Here is a 23,034-nt window from a genome sequence, read left to right as displayed (position 1 = left end):
GGTGGTGTACGGAGAGGCATAACCCACTGGCGGACCGAACCGGAACGCCTGATACGAGAATCGGGGAGAGATCGTGGCAGGAACGCCGGGCATGGGTCAGGTCCATGCCACTCAGGAACAGCTCAACTCCATGGCGACCAGGTGCTCCGACACCGGCCAGAACATCTCGCGGGGCATGACCCAGCTGCTCGGCCAGATCCAGGGACTCAGCGGCGGCGCCTTCGCCGGTACCGCGAACAACGCCCTCCAGGACGTCTCGACGCAGCTCAACGACGGTCTCGCCAAGATCATGCAGGCGCTGGACGAGCTCGGCGGCAAGATGTCGTCCGCCTCGCAGACGTACGGCGTCAACGACGAGGAGGCCGCGCAGGCCATCCGTGGGGCTGCCGCCGCCGGCGGAGCCGACAGTGCCGTCCTCAACGCCCTTCGCGGCTGACCCGGAATCGGAGACCAGACCATGAACATCACCTACAACTTCGGCCAGATCGCCGAGACGTCGGCCTCCATCAACACCTTCCAAGGGCAGATGGACCAGCAGCTCAACGACCTGTACACCGCCTTCACCCAGCTCTTCGCCCAGGACTGGACCGGCGCCGCCGGCACCGCCTGCGACGAGGCCCGGCAGAAGTGGAACCAGGGCGCCACCGAGATCAAGCAGGCCCTCGCCATGGTCGGCGTCAAGCTGGGCGCCTCGGCCGATCGGATGCAGCAGGTGGATGCGCAGATCGCCGCCGGAATGTGACCGTTCCGCTCCACTCGGATCGACCGCCGGAATGCACCGGCGGTCGATCCATGTCGATATTGAACGGCAATTCCGGCCGAATTTCAGAAGGTGCACGAGATCGAATCTGTGGGCCGGTCGATTCCCTTCCGGTAGCGGAGGATCCATGTCATGAGAACCGCTTCCCCGGGCGCTGCCCTGGCCGCTCTCTGCGGTCCTCTGCTCGTCGCTCTCTGCGCCGCGCCGGCCGCCGCCTCCTCCGCGCCGGTTTCTTTCGGCGCTTCCGGTGCCCTCGCTGCGGCGGGCTTCGCGGCGCCGGCTTCTTTCGGCGCTTTCGGTACCTTCGTCGCGGCGGGCTTCGCGGCGCCGGGGCAGGACTGTGCGCAGCCGGGTGAGGATCGGGTCAACGGGTCGTGGGCCCGGGAGATGTTGCGGGCCGACGCGGTCCGGGCCCTGCGTAACGGGGACGGGACCCGGGTCGCGGTGCTCTCCACCGGTGTCGACGGTGGCCAGCCGCAACTCGACGACCGGGTGCTGACCGGCGCCGACACGGTGGACAACGCGGGCGGCGCCGACCAGGACTGCACCGGCATCGGAACCCAGGTGGCCGGAACCATCGGCGGCCGCCCCGGCGGCGGCGACAGCGACGCGGCGGGCCTGGCCCCGGAAGCCGCGATCCTGCCGATCCGGGTGATGCCCGACGACCCGGCCGGGTCCGTTCCCACCGCCGGCACCCTGGCCCGGGGAATCCTCACCGCGGTACAGAACGACGTCGACGTGGTCGTCGTCGCCGCCCCGGTCTACCAGGACGACCCGGCTCTGGCGTCAGCAGTCGAGACCGCCCTCGCCCAGGATGTGATCATCGTGGCCGCGGTCGGGGACCTGGGCGCCCGAGACGACGGTAACCCCGACCCGTACCCGGCCTCCTACCCCGGAGTCATCGGCGTCGGCGCCATCGACCAGAACGGCCAGATCTCCCCGAAATCCCAGTTCGGAAAGTACGTGGACCTGGTCGCTCCCGGGGTGGCCGTCCCCACTCTTCAGACCGGCCGGGGTGTGGTCGAGTCGTCCGGCACCGCGGTGGCCGCCGGTTTCGTGGGCGCGGCGGCCGCCCTGCTCCGAGCCGAAGACCCCGGCATGACTCCGGCCGAGGCGACCCGGCGGCTGATCGCGACCGCGAGCCCGGCTCCGGCGGGCCCGGCCTTCGGAGCCGGGGTGGTGAGTCCCTATGCGGCGTTGACCGCCCGGCTGGTGGACACCGACGCCCGCGGCCTCCCGGCCCTGGATCCGGCGCCACCTCCGGACGACAGTTCGGAGGTGTTCCGCCGAGCCGTCGCGATGACCGCGGCCGTGGTCGCGGCCACCCTGGTGATGGCCCTGTCGCTGGCGGCGGCCGCGATCCGCCGAAGCCGCCGCCGCACGTGGCGCCCGGGGCTGACCCCCACCCCGGCCCCCACTCCCGAGCCCCTGGAGCCGGGCCCTCCGGTGATGCTCCTGGACACCCCGCCCCATCGCCGTTGATCCACTCCCACCCGAGTCTCCCAACCAAGACCTGCGCTTCCTCCGTCCCGTCATCCTCGGTCGGCTCGTCCCGCTCTCGTCTCCCGGCGACTCGAATCCCTGTGCGGTGGTCGCTCCTGGCGTCGGCGCACCGAACGGCTGACCGGCCTTCCGTGGACGTTCCCGACGGCGGTGCGACCGTGGGTGCCGGTCGTGGGTTCGGATCACAGCCTGGCGGGTGCGTGGCGGGGTTTCGGTGAGGGCGGGAATCGCAGCCCGGCGGGCGCGTGGTCGGTCGGGAGGGGACGCCTGCGTCGCGAGGGCAGGCGGGGCGGAGTGGTGTGTGGTGGAGGTGTGGTTCGTACCCTATTAGGGGTTTTGGGAGGGGCGAAGGGCAGCTGCCGGGTCCAGGGTGACGCCCGCGGGGATCGAATTGATCAAGGCGGTGGGGATCTCGGCGGCCAGGGTCGGGGCGTAGCCGAGGCTGGCGAGGGCGTCCTGGCTGGGGATGGGGTGGCTGAGTCCCACGTCGGTGACCAGGGTGAACGAGCCGGATCCGGGTACCCGGGCGAGGGTGAACCGGCCGCCGGAGACCTGTATCCGGTCGGCCAGGGGGCGGCCCGAGTCGGCGGTTCCGGGGGTGGGGATGGCGGCGTTGTAGGCCGTGGCCGGGCCGCCGACCGCGATGTCCGGTGGTTTGCCGGCGTCCCTGGTGATCGCGCACGCGGATTCGTCGCCGGCCACCGCGGCCAGGCGGGGCACCTGGTCGGGGCCTCGGACGCTCGCGTCCTCGCCGGCGAGGACGCGGCTCTCCGGGATGTCGGCCAGCTGGGCGACGTTGATCTTGCGAGGCTCGCCGAAGTCCGGGGAGGCGCTCAGGACCACCTGCTGAACCGCGGTGATCGGGGCGCGGCCGTCGGCCAGGATCAGGTTGAACTGGCGCCCGCTTCCGGTGTCGGTGACCAGGATGTCGCCGATGTCGAAGCCGGGGGCCGCGTCGGACGGGTCGCCCAGGTCGCGGACCGTGAGCGGGGCGATGTCGGCGCCGGACGGCAGGGCGTTCAGCCAGGCGGCGCCGAACTGGACGGGCGCCTGGTTGCCGAACAGCGCCACCACCGTGGTGCGGTCCGGGATGCGGTGTCGACGGCCCTGCCAGATCAGGTGGGTGGTGGCGTCGTCGGTCACCAGCAGCGCGCGGTCGGCCAGTGCGGCGCCGGCCGGGCCGGTGGCGCCGACCAGCAGGATCGACTGTGGACGGTTGCCGGGGATCGCGCACATCGCCCACGGCAGGCCGGCCTGGGCCGCGGCGTCGGGCAGCGAGGCGGGGGCGCCCGCGATGCCGATGGTCACGCCGCGTGGGGTGCCGGCCAGAGACTTCGCCGCGATCCGGAAGACCGGTGGGTTCGGGCGGCCGGACGCCAGTTTCGCCGACGTGAAGTTCAGCGCCGGGTTGAGCCGGCCGCGCAAGTAGACGAAGCTGGCGCCGGACTCCCGCTCGACGACGACCGAGCCGTCCTGCTGCCACTGGTCGGCGCCGGTCCGGGTGAGCAGGCCGTAGATGCCGAACCCGGCCGCCACCAGCACCGCCACCATCAGGCCGCCGAACAGGGCGCCGATGCCGCGGCGCAGCGGGGACTGCGCCGGGTCGGTCTCCCGCATCACGAACGCCGAGATCACCCGCTGGTTCATGAACTGGTACGACTGCAACTGGTCGCGTCGGGAGATCATCGGCCGGTCACCCGCCGATCGAGGCGAACAGGCCGCGGACGCCGTCGAAGACGCCGGCCACCGCGCAGGCCAGCGGGATCAGCGCCATGATCGCGACGATGTCGAGGATGTCGCCGGCTCGGCCCAGGTACGGCGAGGGGGCCTTGCGGCTGTAGATCAGCGCGGACGGCAGGGCCACCGCGGTCACCACGGCGGCCAGCACGACCAGGACCACCCCGGACACGGCGCCGGTGACGACCGGGCCCACGCCCAGCCCGGCCAGTCCGAGCAGGCCCGCGGTCAGCAGCGGCACCCGCTGCTGAGGGGTGGGCAGCAGACGGGCCCGCAGCAGGAGGGCGGCGATCGCCGCGACCATCAGCAGCACGGCCGCCGTATCCGGACCGGACAGGGCCAGCCAGGTCATCACCACGATGCTGCACAGCGCCGCCGACAGGATGAACCCGGACAGCACCTCGGACGCCCGGACCACCGCCGCGAACACGTCGGCCCGGCGGGGCGTCGCCTGATCCTTGAGGATGTCCTCGGCCTTGGTCGGCAGGTCCGGGAAGGGCAGCCGACCGATCCAGCCCGCCAGCACCGGATACGCCGGGAGCAGCCCGATCGCCAGGGTCAGCGCCACCGCTGCCGCGCCCTCGGCGGTCACCCCGGCGAACACCAGGGTGGCCGCCAGCAGACCGGTCAGGGCGGCTGCGATCCCGGCCACGAAGAGCCTGGTCAGCCCGGCCACCCCGGCATGCCCGAGCACGCTGACCACCAGCAGCGCCGACGAGCCGAGGACCAGGCCCGGCGCACCGACCGCGAGGAAGCCCCCACCCGGCTCGGTGAGCAGCCAGGCGCCGCCGAAGAACGCATACGGCAACCCGCTCGCCGCGACCACCCCGCCCGCGTTCGCGTCCTTGAACGCCCGCGACAGCAGGATGCCGAGCACCGCGCAGGCGAGCGAGACGATCAGCGCGATCACGCCGGGAACCACCCAGCCGGGGCCGGTGGCGGCCAGCCCGGCCAGGCCCAGCAGCAGCGCCCCGGCGGTGACGGCGAGACCGCAGCGCCTGGTCGCGGCCGGGCTCCAGGTGCGGCCGGCCCGCCGGGAGCCGCTGGCGATCACCTCGACCACGTCGTCGTACGCCAGCTCGGGCCAGTCCTCCCGGGCCGGGTCGAGGTGCAGCAACTCGCCGTCGCGGACACCCTGCGAGGCCAGGTTGCGGCCCGGTTCCAAGGTGGTGCCGGTGGCCCGGCGCAGCACCCAGCCGCCGTGTCGCTCGGCCGGTTCACCCAGGGCACCCTCGGCGTGCCGCAGCAGATGCGGCAGCAACTCGGCCACGAGCATGTTGTCGGGCAGGGCGAGATCGAGGCGGCGGGTCGGCGCCGCGATGGTCACCCGGGCCAGCGAGGGCCCGCTTGCTGCGGGTGCGCTCACAGTGGACAACGTAGCAGGATCGGGCGCCGATCACGGATAGGATGACGTCGCTACGTCACAGACGGGGAGCCCAGAGTGACAGTAACGATCATCAAGCGGCCACCGCGCCGACCCGCGCCCGTGATGCCGTCCGGCGAGGTCCCGCTCGACCCGCCGCCGGAGATCCCGCCGCCGCAGGGCAAGGGCTGGAGCCGGATGCTGATGATCCTGCCGATGGGCGCGGGCGCCGCGGCGATGGGCCTGATGATGGGCGCGCAGCGGGGCGGCCCGATCACCTACGTGGCCGGAGCGATGTACGGGGTGTCCATCCTCGGCATGTTCGCGATGATGCTGACCAACACCTCCGGCCCCGGCAAACGCGAGATGATCGAGGCCCGCCGGCAGTATCTGCGTCACCTCTCCCAGCTGCGGGCGCAGGTGCGCGACACGATCCGGCAGCAGCGCGAGTCGCTCTACTACCGCAACCCCGATCCGGAGACACTCTGGACGTTCACCGACAGCGGCCGGCTGTGGGAGCGCCGTCGGGGCGACGCCGACTTCACCGTGGTCCGGATCGCGGTCGGCCCGCAGGAGGTGGCGACCCGGCTGGTTCCGCCGCAGACCCGCCCGGTCGACGAGTTGGAGCCGCTGTGCACGATGGCGCTGCGCCGGTTCCTGAACACCTACTCGGTGGTGCCGGACCTGCCGGTGTCGGTGGCGCTGCGCGACTTCTCGCACATCTACGTGCGCGGCGCCGACCGGCACACCCACGACTTCGTCCGCGCCCTGCTGGCCCAGATGGTCACCTTCCACGCCCCCGACGACCTGCGCATCGGCGTCTGCGTGCCGGATCACGAGCGGGCCCGCTGGGAGTGGGTGAAATGGTTGCCGCACACCCAGCACCCGGGCAAGACCGACGCGATCGGGCCGGTCCGCCTGGTCGCCCCGAGCGTGCCGGCGCTGGAGGCGATGCTCGACGACGTGCTGGTCAACCGGTCCCGCTTCGACCCGGCCGGCGCGCCCGGCGGCGGGCCGCACGTCATGGTGATCATCGACGGCGGTTCGACGGCCGGCTCCGACCATCTGATGACCGAGGGCGGTGTCGCCGGGGTCACCATCGTCGACCTGTCGGTGCCGCCGCCCCGGCTGCTCGACGACAGCTCGGTGGTGCTGGAGATCGCCGCCGACGGCACGGTCACCGGCACCACCATGGACGGTCCGACCGAGGTCGGCCGGTCCGACGTGCTGAGCCTGGCCGAGGCCGAGGTGCTGGCCCGGGAGTTGGCGCCGCTGCGGCTGTCGGCGGCCTCGCAGGCGGACGCGCCGGCCATCTCCCTGGACACCGGGCTGGCCGAGTTGCTGGAGCAGGACGACCCGTACGGCATCGATCTGAACGAGCTGTGGGCGAGCAGGCCGAACCGGGACCGGCTGCGGGTGCCGATCGGAGTGGGTGCCGACGGTCGCCCGGTCGAACTGGACCTGAAGGAGTCCGCGCAGGACGGCATGGGTCCACACGGGCTGCTCGTCGGCGCGACCGGCTCGGGCAAGTCGGAGCTGCTGCGCACGCTGGTGCTGGCGCTGGCCATGACGCACAGTCCGGAGATCCTCAACCTGCTGCTGGTCGACTTCAAGGGCGGCGCCACGTTCGCCTCACTGGACCGGCTGCCGCACACCGCCGCGATGATCACCAACCTGGAGGACGAGCTGCCGCTGGTGGACCGGATGCTCGGCGCCATCCAGGGTGAGCTGACCAGACGGCAGGAGTTGCTGCGCAAAGCCGGTAACTACGCGTCCCAGCGGGACTACGAGCGGGCCCGGTCGGCCGGGGTGCCACTGGCCCCGCTGCCCAGTCTGCTGTTCATCGTCGACGAGTTCTCCGAGCTGCTCAGCGCCCGGCCGGACTTCATCGACATGTTCGTCCAGATCGGACGGGTGGGTCGGTCACTCGGCATCCATCTGCTGCTGGCCTCGCAGAAACTCGAGGAGGGGCGGCTGCGTGGGCTGGAGTCGCACCTGTCGTACCGGATCGGCCTGCGGACGTTCTCGTCGATGGAGAGCCGGGCCGTGCTCGGCGTGCCGGACGCCTACGAGCTGCCCCGGTCACCCGGGCACGGCTATCTGCGGACCGGCACCGACGGGCTGATCCGACTGAAGGCGGCGTACGTCTCCGGGGCGGTCCGGCAGAACGGTGACCTGCCCGGCGCGGGCAGCCGAGGGGGAAACCCGATCCGGGACTTCTCCACCTTCTACGTGGCCCCGCTGCTCTCCTCGCCGGAGGAGGAACCGGCCCCGGTGGAGGAGAACGCCGTCGGGGACACCCTGATCGAGGTGCTGGTCCGGCAGATGGAGGGCAAGGGCGCGCCGGCCCACGAGGTCTGGCTGCCGCCGCTGGACAAGGCGTCCACGCTCGGGCAGATGCTGCCGCCGGTGATCACCGTCCCGGAGCGGGGTCTGACCGTCGACGCCGAGGACCGGTACGGCTCGTTGCACGCGCTCGGCGGGATCATCGACAAGCCGTACGACCAGCGACGCGACCCGATGTGGCTGGACCTCTCCGGTGCGGCCGGCAATGTGATGATCGTCGGGGCGGCCCAGTCGGGTAAGTCGAATCTGCTGCGTACGCTCGTCGTCAGCCTGGCCCTGACGCACACGCCGCGGGAGGCGCAGTTCTACGGCCTCGACTTCGGTGGCGGTCCGCTCAGTGCGCTGGCCGACCTGCCGCACGTCGGCGGGGTGGCGACCCGGCGAGATGTGGACAAGGTGCGGCGCACCATCGCCGAGCTGCACGGGCTGATGCGGGCCCGGGAGGAGTTGTTCGCCACCGAGAACGTGGAGGGCGCGGCGGCGTACCGGCGGGCCCGGACGCAGGGCCGGTTCGCCGAGGACCCGTTCGGTGACGTGTTCCTGATCGTGGACGGCTGGTCGACGCTGCGCACCGAGTTCGAGGACCTCGAGACGACGGTGCACGAGCTGGCCAACCGTGGTCTGGGGTTCGGCATCCACGTGCTGGCCGCCACGAACCGGTGGATGGACGTGCGCCCGCAGATCCGGGACGTCTTCGGCACCCGGATCGAGCTGCGTCTCGGTGAGGCGGCCGACTCGGTGATCAACCGGCGGGAGGCGGTGAACGTGCCGGAGGACGCGCCCGGTCGCGGCCTCACCCCGGACGGCTTCCACTTCCTGGCCGCGCTGCCCCGAGTCGATCGGGAGCAGCGCGTCGACGACCTCGCCGAGGCGGTCGGCGAGCTGGTCCGGGACGTCTCGGCACAGTGGACGACGGCGCCCGCCCCGGCGGTCCGGCTGCTCCCGGCCGAGCTGCCGTTCGAGGCGCTGCCCCCGGCCCGGGGCGCGTTGGTGCCGATCGGGATCGCCGAGGCCGACCTGCAACCGGTCGCGCTGGACTTCGACGCCGAGCCGCACGCGCTGCTCTTCGGTGACGTGGAGAGCGGCAAGAGCTCGTTCCTACGCAGTCTCGCCCGGTCGATCGCGGCCGCGCACACCCCGTCCGAGGCCCGGCTGCTCCTCGTCGACCTGCGGCGCAGCCTGCTCGGTTGTGTGCCACCGGAGAAGACCATCGGGTACGGCACCTCGCACCAGGTCACCGCCGATCTGATCAACCAGGTGGCGGTGGCGATGCGGGAGCGGCTGCCCGGCCCGGACGTCACCCCGGAGATGCTCAGCAACCGCAGTTGGTGGAAGGGCCCCGAGCTGTACGTGCTGGTCGACGACTTCGACCTGATCGCGTCGGCCACCCCGAACCCGTTGACGCCACTGCTGGAGTTCCTGCCCCAGGCCCGCGACATCGGCCTGCACGTGGTGATCACCAGGCGGATCGGCGGGGCCGGGCGGGCCCTGTTCGACCCGGTGATCGGCCGGATCCGGGAGCTGGCCTCGCCCGGGATCATGATGTCCGGCCAGCGGGAGGAGGGCCCGCTCTTCGGCAACCTGAAGCCGCAGCCGCTGCCGCCGGGTCGGGCCTGGATGGTCACCCGCAAGCACGGGGCGCGGCTGGTCCAGCTGGCCTGGTCCCCACCCGCGCGGTGACCCGGATCACAGTGGAGGGGTGCGAACCTTCCCGCCGGTCATCCCGTCTTGGACGACATGATGAGCACGGACGAGTCCTTCGCCGCGTTCGTGACCGCGCGGTCGGGCCGGCTGATCGCTCACGCCGAACTCCTGTGCGGTAGCCGGGAACAGGCCCGCGACATCGTGCAGACGGTGCTGATGCGCGCCTACCCGCGCTGGCGTCGCATCGAGCACGAGGATCCGTACGGCTATCTGTGCGTTGCGGTGACCAACGCGGTCACCGACTGGTGGCGGCTCGCCCACCGGCGCCGGGAGCAGCCGGTCGGCGTCCTACCGGAGACCGCGGCCGGTGACGGCACCGCCCGCGCCGACGACCGGAACACCCTGATCCCCGCGCTGGCCCGGCTCACCCCACGGGAACGGGCCATCGTCGTGCTCCGCTACCTCGACGACCGCAAGGAGTCCGAGGTCGCCGACATGCTCGGGATCAGCACGGGGACGGTCAAGTCACTGTGCCATCGGGCGCTCGGCAAGATGCGGATCACGCTGGGCGAAGTCGAAGTCGAGAGGAGCGCCTGATGCCCACCCAGGACGAGTTGCGCGCGGTCATGAACGACCTGGCCGCCGGGATCGGCCCACTACCGGCCGCCGATCTGCTGCGTCGGGCCAGGCGGCGGCGGGCCCGGATCCGGCTGGCGGCGATGTCCGGTGCGATGGTCGCGGTGGCCGGAATCCTCTTCCTGGTGGTGCCGGGCCGCACGCAGCCGCCCGTCGTGCCGCCGGCGATCTCACTGCCCTCGACCGATCCGTCACCGCCGGTGGTCTCGCCGCCCGCCACCGACCCGAGGGCGTCGGCATCCGCGGCGGCGGCACTCGCCCGCGAGCGGCGGTTCGTCTTCGGACCGGAGACCCGGACCGACACCGGGATCTTCACGACGGTGATCACCGACACGGCGACCCCACCCGGTCCGGAGCGGCAGAGTCCGGCCGAGTCCCATCTCGACCGGATTCCCGGTGAGACGGAGTTGCCCGCCGTCGAAACCGCCGACGCGCCGCTGAACGTGTGGGAGTTCACCGCCGCCGGCACGACCGTGCGTGTCATCGAGTCCGAGGCCGGCGCGGGCACCCGCCGTGAGCTCCAGTGGATCTCGGGCGGCGCCCTCTACCTGCTGCGGTCCGAGCCGGCGATGACGCCCCGGGGCGTCGTCTACGGCCCGACCGAGGACGACCTCGAATGGCTCGCCGAACGGGTGCTGACCCGCTGACCAGCCGTTGTGCAGCGCGCTCCGGAGTGGCCCCGGCTAGCGGCGAGGTAGTCCCATGTACTGCTGCTCGATACCCGTCTGATGCAGGAACAGGTAGCGGTCGTCGCCGTCGCCGATCAGCGCCATCATGTCGTCGTTCATCTGCTGGAGCAGCTGCGCACTCTGCGGTCGCAGTCGCAGGGTCGCCGCGGCCAGCGCCGCCTCGTCCCCGCCGAGCCGCTGCAGGACCACCAGGCCGGCCTCCTGCACCGCCGCGACACCCGGCCGGTCCAACTGTCGCAGGATGGTCAGCTGCGTGTGCCAGGGACCCAGCGGCGGGCTCGTCATCGGACCGGACACCCCCAGGTCGTAGACGGTCAGCAGCGGGGTCTGCGCGGTCCCGCCGACCGGCCCGCCCGGTTCCGCCGCGACCACGGTGAGCCGGTGCTGCTGCCCGGTGGCCCGCTCGCCGAAACCGGCCCACGCACGTGGCTCGGTCGTCACCACGACCACCCGGACCCCGACCGAGAACGCCCGGAAGATCAGCAGCTGGGCCGCCCACACCCCGCCGACCAGGGTCACCCGTACCGGATCCGGGGTGAAGAGCCGCAACGGCACCGGGACCTGCTGCTGATCGCGCCCGAGCAGCAGCCCGGCCGGGGCGGGCGGGGTCGCCGTCACCCGGCGCAGCCCGGCTCGCGGCACGGTGTGCCAGCCGATCCGCAGCCGGCTCGTCTGCCCGGACGGCCCGGTCCGGTCGCGCGGCCGCTCCCCGTCCGGCCCGGTGGGTGGGCCACCCGGCTCGTCCGGCGGACGGGTCAGCGGGGTCGGGGTGGCCAGCGGAGCGGACGTGACCGCGGGCGCGACCGGCACCCGGGCGACCGGCACGGCGGCCCGGGCGACCGCGGGCGGGGCCGGAACCGGCTGCGGGGCCGGGGCCGGTTGCGGCCGGTCAGCGCGCTCCTCCGGGTACGGCATCGGGTAGCTCATCCGGCGCCACCCCCGGTCGGTGCCGTCGCATACGCCGCCGGCCCCTGCTCCCCGTCGAGCGGCTGCAACTCGCCGCCGACCCGCCGGACCCCCTCGACCAGCACCCGGTCCAGCGCCCGCAGGTCGGCGTCGGGCCGGGTGGCCAGCCTGATGAACGCCCGTACCGGCACGTCCTCGGCGCCCGCGGCCCCGAGCACCAGCGCCACGCTGGTCTGCGCGGCCGGGGCGGTCGACGCCCACGCGAACAGCGACCCGATCTCGGTCGCCGAACCCGGCCAGGTCCGCAGCCAGTACGTCCGGTGCACCAGCCGTGCCGACCGCCAGAAGTTCCACGCCTCGTCCGGCCCCGGCCCGTCGGCGAGCGCCCACGGCTCCACGTCACAGGAGCGGGCCAGCAGCGCCAGCAGCCCGTCCGCATCCAGCGGCTGCCCGACCACCCCGAGCCGGCGCAGGCTGGTCACCACCTTGCGGGCCAGGCCGGCGACGAGTGCGGCGGCCGCCTCCGGGTCGGCGGTGTGATCGAGCAGCGCCTCGGCCAGCGCCCGCGCGTCGACCCGGATGCTGACCGACGACTCGCGGTACGACGGGACCGGTCCGGCTCCCGTCGTCTCGGCCAGCTGCCGGTAGGAGGCACCCGACGGCGACGCGGCCGGCACGTCCGGGCTCGGCGCCGGCACCGTGTGCGTGACCAGCTCCATCACCAGGCCGGGCTGGCCGGTGCCGGAGAGGACGCCGAACAGGGTGTCCAGGGGCAGCGGCGCGGCGGCCGGGTCGAGCGTGACGACGCTGAACCAGCCGGCCTCGTCCCGGGCCACCCCGACCGTACCGTCGGCGGCCGCCACGTCCTGCACGGCCAGACCGGGTGCGATCGTGCGCAGCGCGGCCAGCACCGGCCCCGACCGGGGATCGATCCGGGCGGCGCGGCGGCGCCGATGGTCGCGGGCCACCTGCCGGTGCTCCAGCCACCAGCGGTTCTGCCGACGCGCGAAGAAGACGAACAGCAGGGCCGCCGAGCCCGCGCCGACCAGCAGCAACACCACCGGGGTGGCGGCCAGCGACGCCGCCAGCGCCAGCAGCACCGCCTCGGCGACCAGGATCTGCGCGAGGCTCAGCGACCCGAGATGCCCGCGCCGAGGTACCGCGCGGACCGGGACCGCCGGCGCGGTCTGGTAGGTGGTTCCTTCCCCACGGTGCACGTCTCACCCCCTGTCGGTTCAGCGTGTGGCCACTCGCAGATCGGCGAGCATCAGTGTCCGAAGGTCGTCACGGCTGGGCATCCGCCCCATCGCCCGCAGCCGCCCGGACTGCGCCTTGCGCATGCCCTCCAGCAACCGCCGCGCCTCCCGGGCGTTGCCGAAGTTGCGGTCCCGTTCCAGCTGTCCGAAGTGCTCCCACAGCGCCTCCGGCAGCCCGTCGGCGAGCACGTAGTCGTCGTTGCGGGCGATCCGATCGGCGATCATCACCAGCTCGTCCGGTCCGTAGTTCTCGAATTCGAGGGTCTTGGCGAACCGGGAGGCCAGACCCGAATTCGCGTCCAGGAAATCGGACATCTCCCGGGTGTAGCCGGCCACGATCAACGCGACCCGCTCCCGGTGGTCCTCCATCAGCTTCACCAGCGTGTCGATCGCCTCCTGACCGAAGTCGGCGGTCGCCCCGCCGGCCCGGGCCAGCGTGTACGCCTCGTCGATGAACAGCACCCCGCCCATCGCCTCCTCGAACACGGTCGTGGTCTTCTCCGCGGTGTGCCCGATGTACTGTCCGACCAGGTCACGTCGGGACACCTCACGGAACTGCCCGTCCGGCAGCACCCCCAGCGCCCGCAACAGCCGCCCGTAGATGCGGGCCACCGTCGTCTTCCCGGTGCCCGGAGCGCCCGTGAAGATCAGGTGGTGGCTGGCCGAGCCGACCGACAGGCCCGCGCCGCGCCGCCACTCGTTCACCTGGATCTCGTCGATCAGTGACCGGACCTCGGCCTTCACCCCGGCCAGCCCGATCATCGAATCGAGCTCGGCGAGTAGCCGCTCCACGTCGGAGTCGCCCTGCGGGGCGCCCGTCATCGTCACCTGGGCCCGCGGGTCGACCTCCACCGGTGGGTCCGCGGTCTCCTCCAGCCGGCACGCGTCGACGGTCGCCGTGCAACCGGCACCGACCACGATCGCCGGCCGCCCGGAAGTCTGATGCACCCACGTCTCGACGACCCGCAGCGAACTCCCACCGGCCGCCACGATGCCCGCGTCGCGGGTGCCGGAGATCTCACAGCGCTCGATCAGCGGCCGTCCCGACTGGTAGACGTACACACCCCGGTAGCCGCAGTCGGTGATCCGAGTGTCGCGGATCACCGGGTCCGCGCCGAGCCGCACGATCACCCCGTCGTCCGAGACGCCGCCGACCACACACGAATCCACCGTGCCGCCGGCGTCGGAGAAGACGAAACCGTGCTGGCCGGCGACCACCCGCACCTCCGCGGCGTCCACCGTCGCGCCGCCCTCGACCTGCAGACCGGCGCCGTAACCCGCGGACAACTCGCAGCGCCGCAGCCGGACCCGGCCGCCGCCGATCGCCACCGCCGGATAGTCGTCCGACACCAGGGCCAGCCCGTCCACCTCGACCTCGCCGGACGCCACGGCCAACGCCGGACCGTCCAGACCGGACGCGTCCACCACCGCCGAACCGGGATCACCCGACGCCCGCACGGTCAACCGCCGGCCGGCCAGGTCGATCCGCTCCCGATAGGTCCCCGGAGCCAGCAGGACGACGGCCCCGTCGGGAGCCACCTCGAGAGCATCGCGCAGGGTCGGATAGGTGCCCGGAACCGCCAGGGTGCTGACCACGAGCGGAACTCCCTCCAGCCCAGGGTGCAGGTCGGCGTCACCGTCCGGCGTGGACCGCCGGACAGCGGCGTAGACCCGAGGCTATCGCCCCGGACCGATCATGGAGACCCTTGTCGATAAAAGCGGTCTCTCCGGAGGTACAGCCATTTTTGGTGGTACGGCTACACATGCACGCCTCGGTGAGACAACGGCAGCCCGCCCCGGTACTCGGGACGGGCTGCTGCTTTTCGGGGCGGCTCACCCCGTACTCCCCGATGAACGGGGTTTTGATCAGCGGGGGCGCTGTTGCCGGAACGCGCCCTTGCTCGGCCGCATGTTCTTGGGGATCGCGCCCTTCGGCATCTGGGGGCGCGACATCAGGGCGCCGAGCCGCTTGTCCAGGGCGTTGACGTCCTTGCCGGTCAGGTTCTTCGGCAGGCGCAGCATCGTCGAGCGCAGCTTGCGGATCGACAGCTGCCCCTCCTCGGAGCCGATCACGTAGTCGTAGATCGGGGCATTGCCGATCACCTTGACCAGCCGCTTCTTCTCCTGGCTGAGCAGGCTCCGGACCCGCTGCGGGTCGCCCTCGGCGAGCAGGATCACACCCGGCTTGCCGATCACCACGTGCACCATGTCGAACTGCGTCGTGGAGCTCGCGGCCGGGCGCACCCGCCAGTCGCCACGCATGTTCTCCATCAGCGAGGCGGCGGCGCCGGGCTGGCCCTCCGCCACGTTCATCATCGCGGTGTTGGACCGCAGATTGAGCACGATCAGCACGGCCAGCAGCGTGAACAGGATGCCGACCGGGATCCACAGCCAACCACTCGTCAGGAGCACGATCGTCACGGTGATCGCGACCGGGATCGCCACCGCGCCGATGACCAGCGGGACGAACCACTTGTCCTGCTTCGCGGTGAACGCGAACACCTGGCCGATCTGCTTCAGGCGCTCGCCGAACGACACCTTCTCCTGGGGTTTTGCCATGCCCGGAAGTGTAGTGGGGCTCAGGTACCTTACGGCGTCCCGGGGACCTCACGAGCCGTGCGTAAGGAGGGGCCGCCGGGAGAGATGAGGCGGCGGCCCCATGTCCGGGTGCCGCCTTGCGGCGAAGAGTCTCCCTCATGATCCCTTTCAGCGACCCCGACACCCACCTCCAGATGGCCCGCTTCCGCATCGACGGCATGCTCCGAGACGCCTGCGAGCACCGCCACGCCCGGCGGAGGCGGCTGCTCCGCTTCCGGCGCCGGGCTCTCACATCATGATCGGCGCGGAGATCCCGTCGTACCTGCGTGGCATGCTCGATCCCATGACGGTGAGCGTGCACAGCACGGTCCTGGTCGGCCGCGATCCCGACCTGGCCGTGCTGCGCGAGGCCCTCAAACGAGCCCACGGCGACGAGCCGGCCACCGTGCTGATCGGCGGCGAGGCCGGCGTCGGCAAGAGCCGCCTCGTCGAGGAGTTCTGCCGCCCGCTCGACGCCCGAGTCCTCCTCGGCCAGTGCCTGGAGTTGGGCGAGGAGGGTCTGCCCTTCGCGCCGTTCGCGGCCGCGCTGCGTGAGCTGTGCCGCCGCGAGGGCCGGGCCGTGCTCGGCGGGCGGGAGGCCGAGTTCGCCCGGCTGCTGCCCGAGCTGGGCCCGGCCGCCGAGCCCGGCGAGACCCGTCGCGGCCACCTGTTCGAGCTGGTCGGCGCGCTCTTCGCCAGACTCGGCGAGGAGCGCCCGGTGGTCCTGGTGGTGGAGGATCTGCACTGGGCCGACAGATCCACCCGCGACCTGATCGCCTTCCTGGTCCGCTCGGCCCGGGTGCCCCGGCTACTGCTGATCGCCACCTACCGCACCGACGAGCTGCACCGCGGTCACCCGCTGCGCCCGTTCCTGGCCGAGTTGGAGCGGGTCCGCGGGGTCCAGCGGCACGACCTCGACCGGCTCGACCGCGACGGCACCGCCGAGCTGCTCGGCCACCTGCTCGGCGCCGAGCCCGACCCGCCCACGGTCGACGCGATCAGCCGCCGCGCCCAGGGCATTCCGTTCTTCATCGAGCAGTTCGCCGCATCCACCGACCCGCGCTGCGGCGACATCCCCGACACGCTCCGCGACCTGCTGCTCTCCCGCGCCGACCAGCTGCCCGACGCGGCCCAGCGGGTGCTGCGGGTGGCCGCGGTCGGCGGCATCCGATTCGGCCACGAGCTACTCACCCGGGTCGCCGCCGTCGATTTCGCCGGCGGCAACCACGCCGGCGGCGGCTCGGGCGGCGGCGATTTCGGCGGTGGCAACCACGTTGGTGGGCCCTTGGCCGGCGGCGGCTCGGGCGGTGGCAATCATGCTGGTGGCCCCTTGGCCGGTGGCGACCGCGCGGGCCGCGATTTCGCCGGTGCCGTTGAGGCGGCCTTGGAGTCCGCGCTGCGCGCCGCGGTCGCCGCCCAGCTCATCGTCATCGATCCCGATGGGGGCTACGAGTTCCGGCACGCCCTGGTCCGTGAGGCCGTCCATGACGATCTGCTGCCCGGCGAGCGGGCCCGGCTGCACGCCCGCTACGCCCAGGCCATCGAGTCCGAGCCGCACCTGGTCGAGGCCGATCGAGCCCCCGCCGAGATCGCCCACCACTGGTTCTCCGCCCGCGATCACGCCCGTGCCCTCGTCGCCGCGCACCGTGCCGCCGACGCCGCCGGCCGCCGCTACGCCTTCGCCGAGCGGGCCCGCCTCCTCGACCGCATGCTCGAGCTGTGGGACCAGGTGCCTGACCCGGCCGCGCTGGTCGGCGCCGGCCACCTCGACCTGCTGGAGGAGGCCGCGCTGGCCGCCATCGACTCCGGCGAGCACATGCGCGCCCTCACACTGACCCGGGCCACCCTCGCCGACCTCGACTTCGAGGCCCAGCCGGTCCGCGCCGCCCGCCTCCTGATCCGCCGCGCCAAGCTGCTGCGCAACGCCGGCAAAAGCGACGGCGCCGCCGAGGCCCGGGAGGCTTATCGGCTGCTCGCCTCCCAGCCTCGCGACCACACCTGGCTGAAACTGCTCAGCAACGTCGTGTACGTCCTGTCCGCCGTCGACGACCCCGACACCGACCGGATCGCCCAGATGGTGCTCACCGCTGCCGCCGAGCTCGGCGACGAGGCGGCCCAGGCCGCCGCCGAGATCACCTACAGCAGGGTGTGCAGCGGCCGACTCCCCGCCGCCGACAGCGTGCCCGCCATGCGCCGTTCCGTCGATCGCAGCCGAGCCGCCGGCGACGTCCCCAACCTGGCCGCCGCCCTGGTCAACCTCTCCGACGCCCTGTTCGAGCTCGGCGACTACGCCGCCTCCGCAGCCGCCGCCGCCGAGGGCGTCCCCTTGGCCGACCGGGTCGGCGTCAGCCGCACCACCGGCGTCTACCTGCTGGCCAACCACGCCGAGGCTCTGATGGCCCTGGGCCGCTGGGACGAGGCCGACACCCTCCTGGCCCAGGCCGCCCGCCACGACCCGCCCGGCACACTGGCCCTCCCCGGCCTCGGCCTCCGAGCCCGGCTGCGTCTGGCCCGGGGCCATGACGGCGCCACCCAGACCGTCAGGCAGGCGGTGACGTCCCTGGCCAAGACGTTCCTGACCCACGAGGCCCGCATCTGCCTCCTGGAGTTGCGCATCATCGCCGCCCAGGCCGGCGGCGACACCTCAGCCGCCCGCGCTGCGGCCGAGGCCGCCCTCCAGGACCCCGCCCTTAGTTCCCGCCCGCGCTACTCCTGGCCGATCCTGACCGCCGCGGCCCGCACACTCCCGCCCACCGCCCCATCCGCGGCGGCCCATGTCTTCCCGGCTGTGTCGGGTTCGGGCGGAGCGGTCCCTGCGCTTCCGTCCACCTCACGGGTTGGGGCGGTCGATGCCCTTTCGGCTGCGTCGGGTTCGGGCGGGGTGGTTCCTGCGCTTCCACCCACCTCGCCATCCGCGGCGGCCCACGTCTTTCCGACCCGGACCTCGGCCGGAGTCGCGCCCGGATCTGGGACTTCGCCCGCGGTGGCCGGCGTCGATCCGGTCTTGCCGGCCGCTGCTGTCGACCCTTCGCCGGCGGCTCCGGCGGCTCCCTCGCCTTCGCCCGGATCCAGCCCACAGTCCTCGTCGGCCGCCGAAGCTGTGCGGTCCTCGGTGTTACCGGCTCCCTTGCCCGCCGCGACGGGCAAGGGTGGTGCGGTCTCGCCCGCGGCGCCGGGTTTGGGTGGTGCGGTCTTGCCCGCCGCGGTGGGCCTGGGTGGTGCGGTCTCGTCTGCGGCGCCGGGTTTGGGTGGTGCGGTCTTGCCCGTGGCGGTAGGTCCGGGTGGTGCGGTTTCGTCTGCGGTGCCGGGGCTGAGCGGTGCGGCCTCGCCCGTGGCGGAGGATTTGGAGGGCGCGATCCGGGCGGTGGCCGCTCTCCTGCCGCAGCGGTACCCCGCCGAGCGAGCCTATGCCGCCCAGCTCACCGCCATCCTGGACGGCGGCGCCGAGCGCTGGCAGGCGACGGTCGAGGCCTGGCGGGTGGATGGACAGCCGTATCAGTTGGCCGGCGCACTACTCGCCCTGGCCGAAGCCTCCGCCGCGGACCGTTCCGCCGCCGCGGCGGCTCTCACCGAGGCCGCCGCCCTCGCAACCGCGCTCGGGGCCAGACCGTTGTGCGAGGCCATCGACATCCTGGCCCGCCGGCTTGGCATCCGGAACAGCGCAGTTCCCGCCGCGAGCCCCGAAGTCCTGACTGCCCGCGAACGCGAAGTCCTCCGCCTGGTAGCCGAAGGCCACAGCAACGGCCGCATCGCCGAACGTCTGTTCATCTCTCCGAAAACCGCGAGCGTCCACGTCTCCCGGATCATCGCCAAGCTGGCGGTGACCAACCGAGTCGAGGCCGCCGCAGTAGCCCACCGTCTCGGCTACCTCGACACCTGACCACACTTCGCCCGGCTCAACCCGCTTTCGTACCTCATCGACAGTTTTTGATCTTGTCGAGATCTCGTGCTGGTCAAGGCTCCGAGTCGGTCGTCCGGGTGTGCGGCTGGTTGTCGATCAGCGCATTCGTTCCGCCGGTCGCGAGCGTTCATGCACGTTCAGGCGACGGCGGGAGCACACCGAACGCCGACCCGTGCTCTTGCCGTCGCGAAGTAGATCTCGAACCCTCGCCATGTCCGGCAGCGACCGGATGACATTCAGTGGCGACGATCGGCTCCCGCCAACGGGCGTTCCCGGAGAGCCTTCACCGCTACGGGACCGCTTCTCGCTGATGACCAGACCGCTGTCCGGCAAGGCTGCGGTGCCCGCCACTCGGGAGGCCGGGCGAGGGGCTGGGTGGCGGCGGGTCGGGGCGGGGTGGCGGGCTGGGCGGTGGCGGTGGGGTCGGGTGGTGAAGGCGGTGGGGTCGGGTGGGCGATGGCGGTGGGGTCGGGTGGTGCGGCGGCGAGGCTCAGTGGTGGCGGTGGGGTCGGGCGGTGCGCCGGCCAGAGGCCCCAATGGTGGCGGTGGACCGAGTGGCGTGGCGGCAAGGTCGGGCTGACCGGTGGCGAGGCCCATTGGTGGTGGCGGTGGACCGAGTGGCGCGGTGGCAAGGTCGGGCGGAACGGTGGCGAGGCCCATTGGTGGTGGGGTCGAGGAGCGCGGCAGGGAGGCGCGGGGGCGGGGCGCGGTGAAGTCAGGGTGGTGAGGCTCGGTGGGGGTTGAAAGCTAATGGCGGGCGGCGCCGGTCCGATATTGGGTGCCGAAGCACAGGAGGGCGTCCTGCCTGAGCTGAGCGTTTCGTCCTCCGGAGGCAGATGATGGATACCGCAGTCGAGGTGAGTTACGGCGTCGTCGGCATGTTGATGGGACCGGACTCCCTGGTGCCGTGGTGGGCCTGGCTGGCTCCCCTCGCCATGGTGTTCTTGAAGCTTCTTTCGCCGGTGCTGGTTCCGGAGGTCGCCGAGGCCCGTTGGGGGTCCGAGCAGGACGGCAAGGACAGCGGCAACGGGAAAAAGGGTAAGAAAGACAAGAAAGACAAGAAGGCGAAAAAGAAGAAGTAGATGAACGAGAAGAGCCCCATGCCAGGACGGCGTGGGGCTCTCTCGCGTATCAGGTCAGCCGCGCGGTATCAAGGTCGGCCGCGCGGTATCAGGTCAGCCGCGGGCTTCGAGGGCCTGCTTGTAGAGGCGGCCCGCACGGTAGGACGAACGGACCAGCGGGCCGCTCATCACGCCGGCGAAGCCGATCTGCTCGGCCTCCTCGCGGAGCTCGACGAACTCCTCCGGCTTCACCCAGCGCTCGACCGGGTGGTGGCGCGGGGTGGGGCGAAGATACTGGGTGATGGTGATCAGCTCGCAACCGGCGCCGTGCAGGTCGCGCAGGGCCGCCGTCACCTCTTCGCGGGTCTCGCCCATGCCGAGGATCAGGTTGCTCTTGGTGACCAGGCCGGCTGCCCGAGCCTGGGTGATCACGTCGAGGGAACGCTCGTAGCGGAAGCCGGGGCGGATGCGCTTGAAGATGCGCGGCACCGTCTCCAGGTTGTGGGCGAGCACCTCGGGCGCCGCGCCGAAGACCTCGGCCAGCTGGGCCGGGTCGGCGTTGAAGTCGGGGATCAGCAGCTCGACGCCACAACCGGGCATCAGCTTGTGAATCTGGCGGACCGTCTCCGCGTAGAGCCAGGCGCCGCCGTCGGGCAGGTCGTCGCGGGCCACACCGGTGACCGTGGCGTAGCGCAGGCCCATCGTGGCGACCGACTCGCCGACGCGGCGGGGCTCGTCGGCGTCGAACTCGGCCGGCTTGCCGGTGTCGATCTGGCAGAAGTCGCAGCGGCGGGTGCACTGGTCACCGCCGATGAGGAAGGTGGCCTCGCGGTCTTCCCAACACTCGTAGATGTTGGGGCAGCCGGCCTCCTGGCAGACCGTGTGCAGGCCCTCTTTCTGGACGCGGCCGCGCATCTCGGTGTACTCAGGGCCCATCTTGGCCTTGACCTTGATCCACGGAGGTTTCCGCTCGATGGGAGTCTCGGCGTTGCGCGCTTCGATGCGCAGCATGCGGCGGCCCTCGGGAGCAATAGTCACACCCCGAAGATACGCCCGCACAGGCCGGGCACAGCGCAGGGGCGACGAGGCTCACGTGACCATTCGTGTGAGGGCCGTCACCCATAATTCAGGAGAATGCCGCATCGGCGACTGTTAGCGTTCCCGTCACGGCGTAGATGGGACCGAGTAACGCTTCGATCCGCCGGCCGAGAGAGCCACCCGGCAGCTGGGAAGGGTGGCCCGCGCGCCGGAGCGTGAAGACACCCCGGAGCCGCAGCACGACAAAGAGGCGCCGTAAAGGCGCGAAGGTGCGGTGGTACCGCGAGGATCCCGCTCGCCCGCACCTCCCTGGGGCCGCGTTGCAGTCACCAGAGGAGGTCACCGCCATGCAACGCATCCTCTCCACCGAACTGGCCACGCAAGAACCGGGCCGGGAAGTCACGATCGCCGGGTGGATCCACCGCCGCCGGCTGCTCAAGTCGGTCGCGTTCCTGATCGTCCGGGACGCCGCCGGGTTCAGCCAGGTGGTCGTCACCGAACCGGCGGTACGCGAGCAGCTGGAACGACTCAGCGAGGAGAGCGTCGTCGAGGTGACCGCCGTGGTCACCGCCAACGAGCAGGCGCCATACGGAGTGGAGCTGACGTCTCCGTCCATCCACGAACTGAGCCGGGTGGCCGTACCCCTGCCGTTTGAAATGCATCGACCCGCGCTGAACGCCGGGCTTCCCGCCCAGCTGGACCACGCTGCTCTTGCTCTCCGGCATCCGAACCGGGCGGCGAACCTGCGGGTCGCGGCCGCCGCGACCAGGGGTTTCCGGGCGGCGCTGGAGGCGCAGCGGTTTGTCGAGATCCACACTCCGAAGATCGTCGAGTCGGCGACGGAGTCCGGGGCGAACGTGTTCAAGCTCGACTATTTCGGTCGGCCGGCTTATCTGGCGCAGTCGCCGCAGTTCTACAAGCAGATGATGGTCGGGGTGTTCGAGCGGGTCTACGAGGTGGGACCGGTGTTCCGGGCCGAACCGAGTGACACCGCGCGGCATCTCGCGCAGTACACCTCGCTGGACGCGGAGATGGGTTTCATCGCCGACCATCGGGACGTGATGGCCGCGCTGACACTGACGATCAAGGGGATGCTCGGCGAGATCGGCATTCTGGAGAACGCGATAACCGGCGAGATTCCGGCGGTGCATTTCACCGAGGCGCTGCGGATCGCCGGCGCGCCCGGCGACGAGCCCGACCTGGCACCGGCGCACGAGCGGGCGCTGGGGGAGTGGGCGCTGCGGGAGCACGGCTCGGAGTTCGTGTTCGTGACCGGCTATCCGATGCGCAAACGGCCGTTCTACACGCATCCGGACCCGGCCGACCCGACCTGGTCCAACGGCTTCGACCTGCTGTTCCGTGGTCTGGAGATCGTCACCGGCGGGCAGCGACTGCACCGGTACGAGGACTACGTCCAGGCCCTGACCGACAAGGGTGAGTCACTCGAGCCGTATGCCGGCTATCTCGACGGATTCCGCTACGGCATGCCGCCGCACGGTGGCTGGGCGATCGGCCTGGAACGGTTCGTGGCCCGATTGACGGGCATCACGAACGTACGCGAGACGACCGCCTTCCCCCGGGACTTGAACCGGATCGCACCGTAGGCCGCACAATGCC

The 23,034-nt window shown here is 72.0% G+C and carries 16 protein-coding genes; 9 read left to right on the top strand and 7 right to left on the bottom strand.

The genetic code is table 11. The features are described from left to right. Positions 1-73 precede the first annotated feature (73 nt). From Q0Z83_RS36445 to Q0Z83_RS36435, 3 genes are all read left to right on the top strand, one after another. Positions 74-436, top strand: a complete 363-nt coding sequence (locus Q0Z83_RS36445; RefSeq protein ID WP_317787803.1) for a WXG100 family type VII secretion target — start codon at positions 74-76, stop codon at positions 434-436. 21 nt (positions 437-457) lie between these two features. Then, positions 458-742, top strand: coding sequence for a WXG100 family type VII secretion target (locus tag Q0Z83_RS36440; protein ID WP_317787802.1), 285 nt, complete (start codon positions 458-460; stop codon positions 740-742). Between the two features lie 150 nt (positions 743-892). Further along, positions 893-2,242, top strand: a complete 1,350-nt coding sequence (locus tag Q0Z83_RS36435; protein WP_317787801.1) for a S8 family serine peptidase — start codon at positions 893-895, stop codon at positions 2,240-2,242. A 348-nt stretch (positions 2,243-2,590) separates the two neighbouring features. On the opposite strand, the gene eccB is transcribed toward Q0Z83_RS36435, so the two are convergent. Together eccB and eccD are read right to left on the bottom strand one after the other, a co-directional pair. After that, positions 2,591-3,949: a type VII secretion protein EccB gene (eccB, locus tag Q0Z83_RS36430; protein WP_317787800.1), complete on the bottom strand. Its 1,359-nt coding sequence runs from the start codon at positions 3,947-3,949 to the stop codon at positions 2,591-2,593. 7 nt (positions 3,950-3,956) lie between these two features. Beyond that, complete coding sequence (gene eccD / locus Q0Z83_RS36425) at positions 3,957-5,366, bottom strand: type VII secretion integral membrane protein EccD (RefSeq protein WP_317787799.1); 1,410 nt, start codon at positions 5,364-5,366, stop codon at positions 3,957-3,959. Between the two features lie 75 nt (positions 5,367-5,441). On the opposite strand from eccD, the gene eccCa reads away from it, so the two are divergent. The 3 genes from eccCa to Q0Z83_RS36410 are packed head-to-tail and all read left to right on the top strand — an operon-like array spanning position 5,442 to position 10,636. Continuing rightward, positions 5,442-9,389, top strand: coding sequence for a type VII secretion protein EccCa (eccCa, locus tag Q0Z83_RS36420; RefSeq protein WP_317787798.1), 3,948 nt, complete (start codon positions 5,442-5,444; stop codon positions 9,387-9,389). 60 nt (positions 9,390-9,449) lie between these two features. After that, positions 9,450-9,950, top strand: a complete 501-nt coding sequence (locus tag Q0Z83_RS36415; RefSeq protein ID WP_317787797.1) for a SigE family RNA polymerase sigma factor — start codon at positions 9,450-9,452, stop codon at positions 9,948-9,950. Continuing rightward, positions 9,950-10,636, top strand: coding sequence for a hypothetical protein (locus Q0Z83_RS36410; protein ID WP_317787796.1), 687 nt, complete (start codon positions 9,950-9,952; stop codon positions 10,634-10,636). The genes Q0Z83_RS36415 and Q0Z83_RS36410 overlap by 1 nt, the downstream gene beginning before the upstream one ends. A 36-nt stretch (positions 10,637-10,672) precedes the next feature. On the opposite strand, the gene Q0Z83_RS36405 is transcribed toward Q0Z83_RS36410, so the two are convergent. The 4 genes from Q0Z83_RS36405 to Q0Z83_RS36390 all read right to left on the bottom strand — a co-directional run bounded on the left by Q0Z83_RS36405 (position 10,673) and on the right by Q0Z83_RS36390 (position 15,399). Beyond that, positions 10,673-11,605 (bottom strand): hypothetical protein, encoded by a 933-nt coding sequence (locus Q0Z83_RS36405; protein ID WP_317787795.1) that lies wholly within the window; start codon positions 11,603-11,605, stop codon positions 10,673-10,675. After that, the gene (locus Q0Z83_RS36400) at positions 11,602-12,801 is read right to left on the bottom strand and encodes a type VII secretion protein EccE (protein WP_317787794.1); all 1,200 of its coding nucleotides are present in this window, start codon (positions 12,799-12,801) and stop codon (positions 11,602-11,604) included. The genes Q0Z83_RS36405 and Q0Z83_RS36400 overlap by 4 nt, the downstream gene beginning before the upstream one ends. A gap of 18 nt (positions 12,802-12,819) precedes the next feature. Next, positions 12,820-14,436 (bottom strand): AAA family ATPase, encoded by a 1,617-nt coding sequence (locus tag Q0Z83_RS36395; RefSeq protein ID WP_317787793.1) that lies wholly within the window; start codon positions 14,434-14,436, stop codon positions 12,820-12,822. Between the two features lie 270 nt (positions 14,437-14,706). Then, a complete protein-coding gene (locus Q0Z83_RS36390; protein ID WP_317787792.1) occupies positions 14,707-15,399 on the bottom strand; it encodes a DUF4191 domain-containing protein in 693 nt (230 codons plus the stop codon). Positions 15,400-15,709: 310 nt separating this feature from the next. Here Q0Z83_RS36390 and Q0Z83_RS36385 point away from each other — a divergent pair, with 310 nt between their 5' ends. Both Q0Z83_RS36385 and Q0Z83_RS36380 read left to right on the top strand, forming a co-directional pair. After that, a complete protein-coding gene (locus Q0Z83_RS36385; protein ID WP_378078669.1) occupies positions 15,710-19,297 on the top strand; it encodes an AAA family ATPase in 3,588 nt (1,195 codons plus the stop codon). A gap of 860 nt (positions 19,298-20,157) precedes the next feature. Then, on the top strand, positions 20,158-20,400 hold the full coding sequence (locus Q0Z83_RS36380; RefSeq protein ID WP_317787789.1) for a hypothetical protein: 243 nt from the start codon (positions 20,158-20,160) through the stop codon (positions 20,398-20,400). Positions 20,401-20,493: 93 nt separating this feature from the next. Here the strand turns inward: Q0Z83_RS36380 and lipA are convergent, their stop codons facing one another. Continuing rightward, positions 20,494-21,456 carry a lipoyl synthase gene (gene lipA, locus Q0Z83_RS36375; protein ID WP_378078670.1) on the bottom strand — a complete coding sequence of 321 codons (963 nt, stop codon included), beginning with the start codon at positions 21,454-21,456 and terminating at the stop codon, positions 20,494-20,496. A gap of 308 nt (positions 21,457-21,764) precedes the next feature. On the opposite strand from lipA, the gene aspS reads away from it, so the two are divergent. Beyond that, positions 21,765-23,021: an aspartate--tRNA(Asn) ligase gene (gene aspS / locus Q0Z83_RS36370; protein WP_317787788.1), complete on the top strand. Its 1,257-nt coding sequence runs from the start codon at positions 21,765-21,767 to the stop codon at positions 23,019-23,021. Positions 23,022-23,034 lie beyond the last annotated feature (13 nt).

This window comes from Actinoplanes sichuanensis, assembly GCF_033097365.1.
Taxonomy (GTDB): Bacteria; Actinomycetota; Actinomycetes; order Mycobacteriales; family Micromonosporaceae; genus Actinoplanes; species Actinoplanes sichuanensis.
This window is presented reverse-complemented; position numbering and strand designations above follow the sequence as displayed.

What these genes read in the sequence shown, in the direction of transcription:
- Q0Z83_RS36415 (WP_317787797.1), top strand. Translation starts at nt 9,450, where the DNA reads ATGAGCACGGACGAGTCCTTCGCCGCGTTCGTGACCGCGCGGTCGGGC.
- Q0Z83_RS36405 (WP_317787795.1), bottom strand. Translation starts at nt 11,605, where the DNA reads ATGAGCTACCCGATGCCGTACCCGGAGGAGCGCGCTGACCGGCCGCAA.
- aspS (WP_317787788.1), top strand. Translation starts at nt 21,765, where the DNA reads ATGCAACGCATCCTCTCCACCGAACTGGCCACGCAAGAACCGGGCCGG.
- Q0Z83_RS36380 (WP_317787789.1), top strand. Translation starts at nt 20,158, where the DNA reads ATGGATACCGCAGTCGAGGTGAGTTACGGCGTCGTCGGCATGTTGATG.
- Q0Z83_RS36440 (WP_317787802.1), top strand. Translation starts at nt 458, where the DNA reads ATGAACATCACCTACAACTTCGGCCAGATCGCCGAGACGTCGGCCTCC.
- Q0Z83_RS36435 (WP_317787801.1), top strand. Translation starts at nt 893, where the DNA reads ATGAGAACCGCTTCCCCGGGCGCTGCCCTGGCCGCTCTCTGCGGTCCT.
- Q0Z83_RS36385 (WP_378078669.1), top strand. Translation starts at nt 15,710, where the DNA reads ATGCTCGATCCCATGACGGTGAGCGTGCACAGCACGGTCCTGGTCGGC.
- Q0Z83_RS36390 (WP_317787792.1), bottom strand. Translation starts at nt 15,399, where the DNA reads ATGGCAAAACCCCAGGAGAAGGTGTCGTTCGGCGAGCGCCTGAAGCAG.
- Q0Z83_RS36410 (WP_317787796.1), top strand. Translation starts at nt 9,950, where the DNA reads ATGCCCACCCAGGACGAGTTGCGCGCGGTCATGAACGACCTGGCCGCC.
- eccB (WP_317787800.1), bottom strand. Translation starts at nt 3,949, where the DNA reads ATGATCTCCCGACGCGACCAGTTGCAGTCGTACCAGTTCATGAACCAG.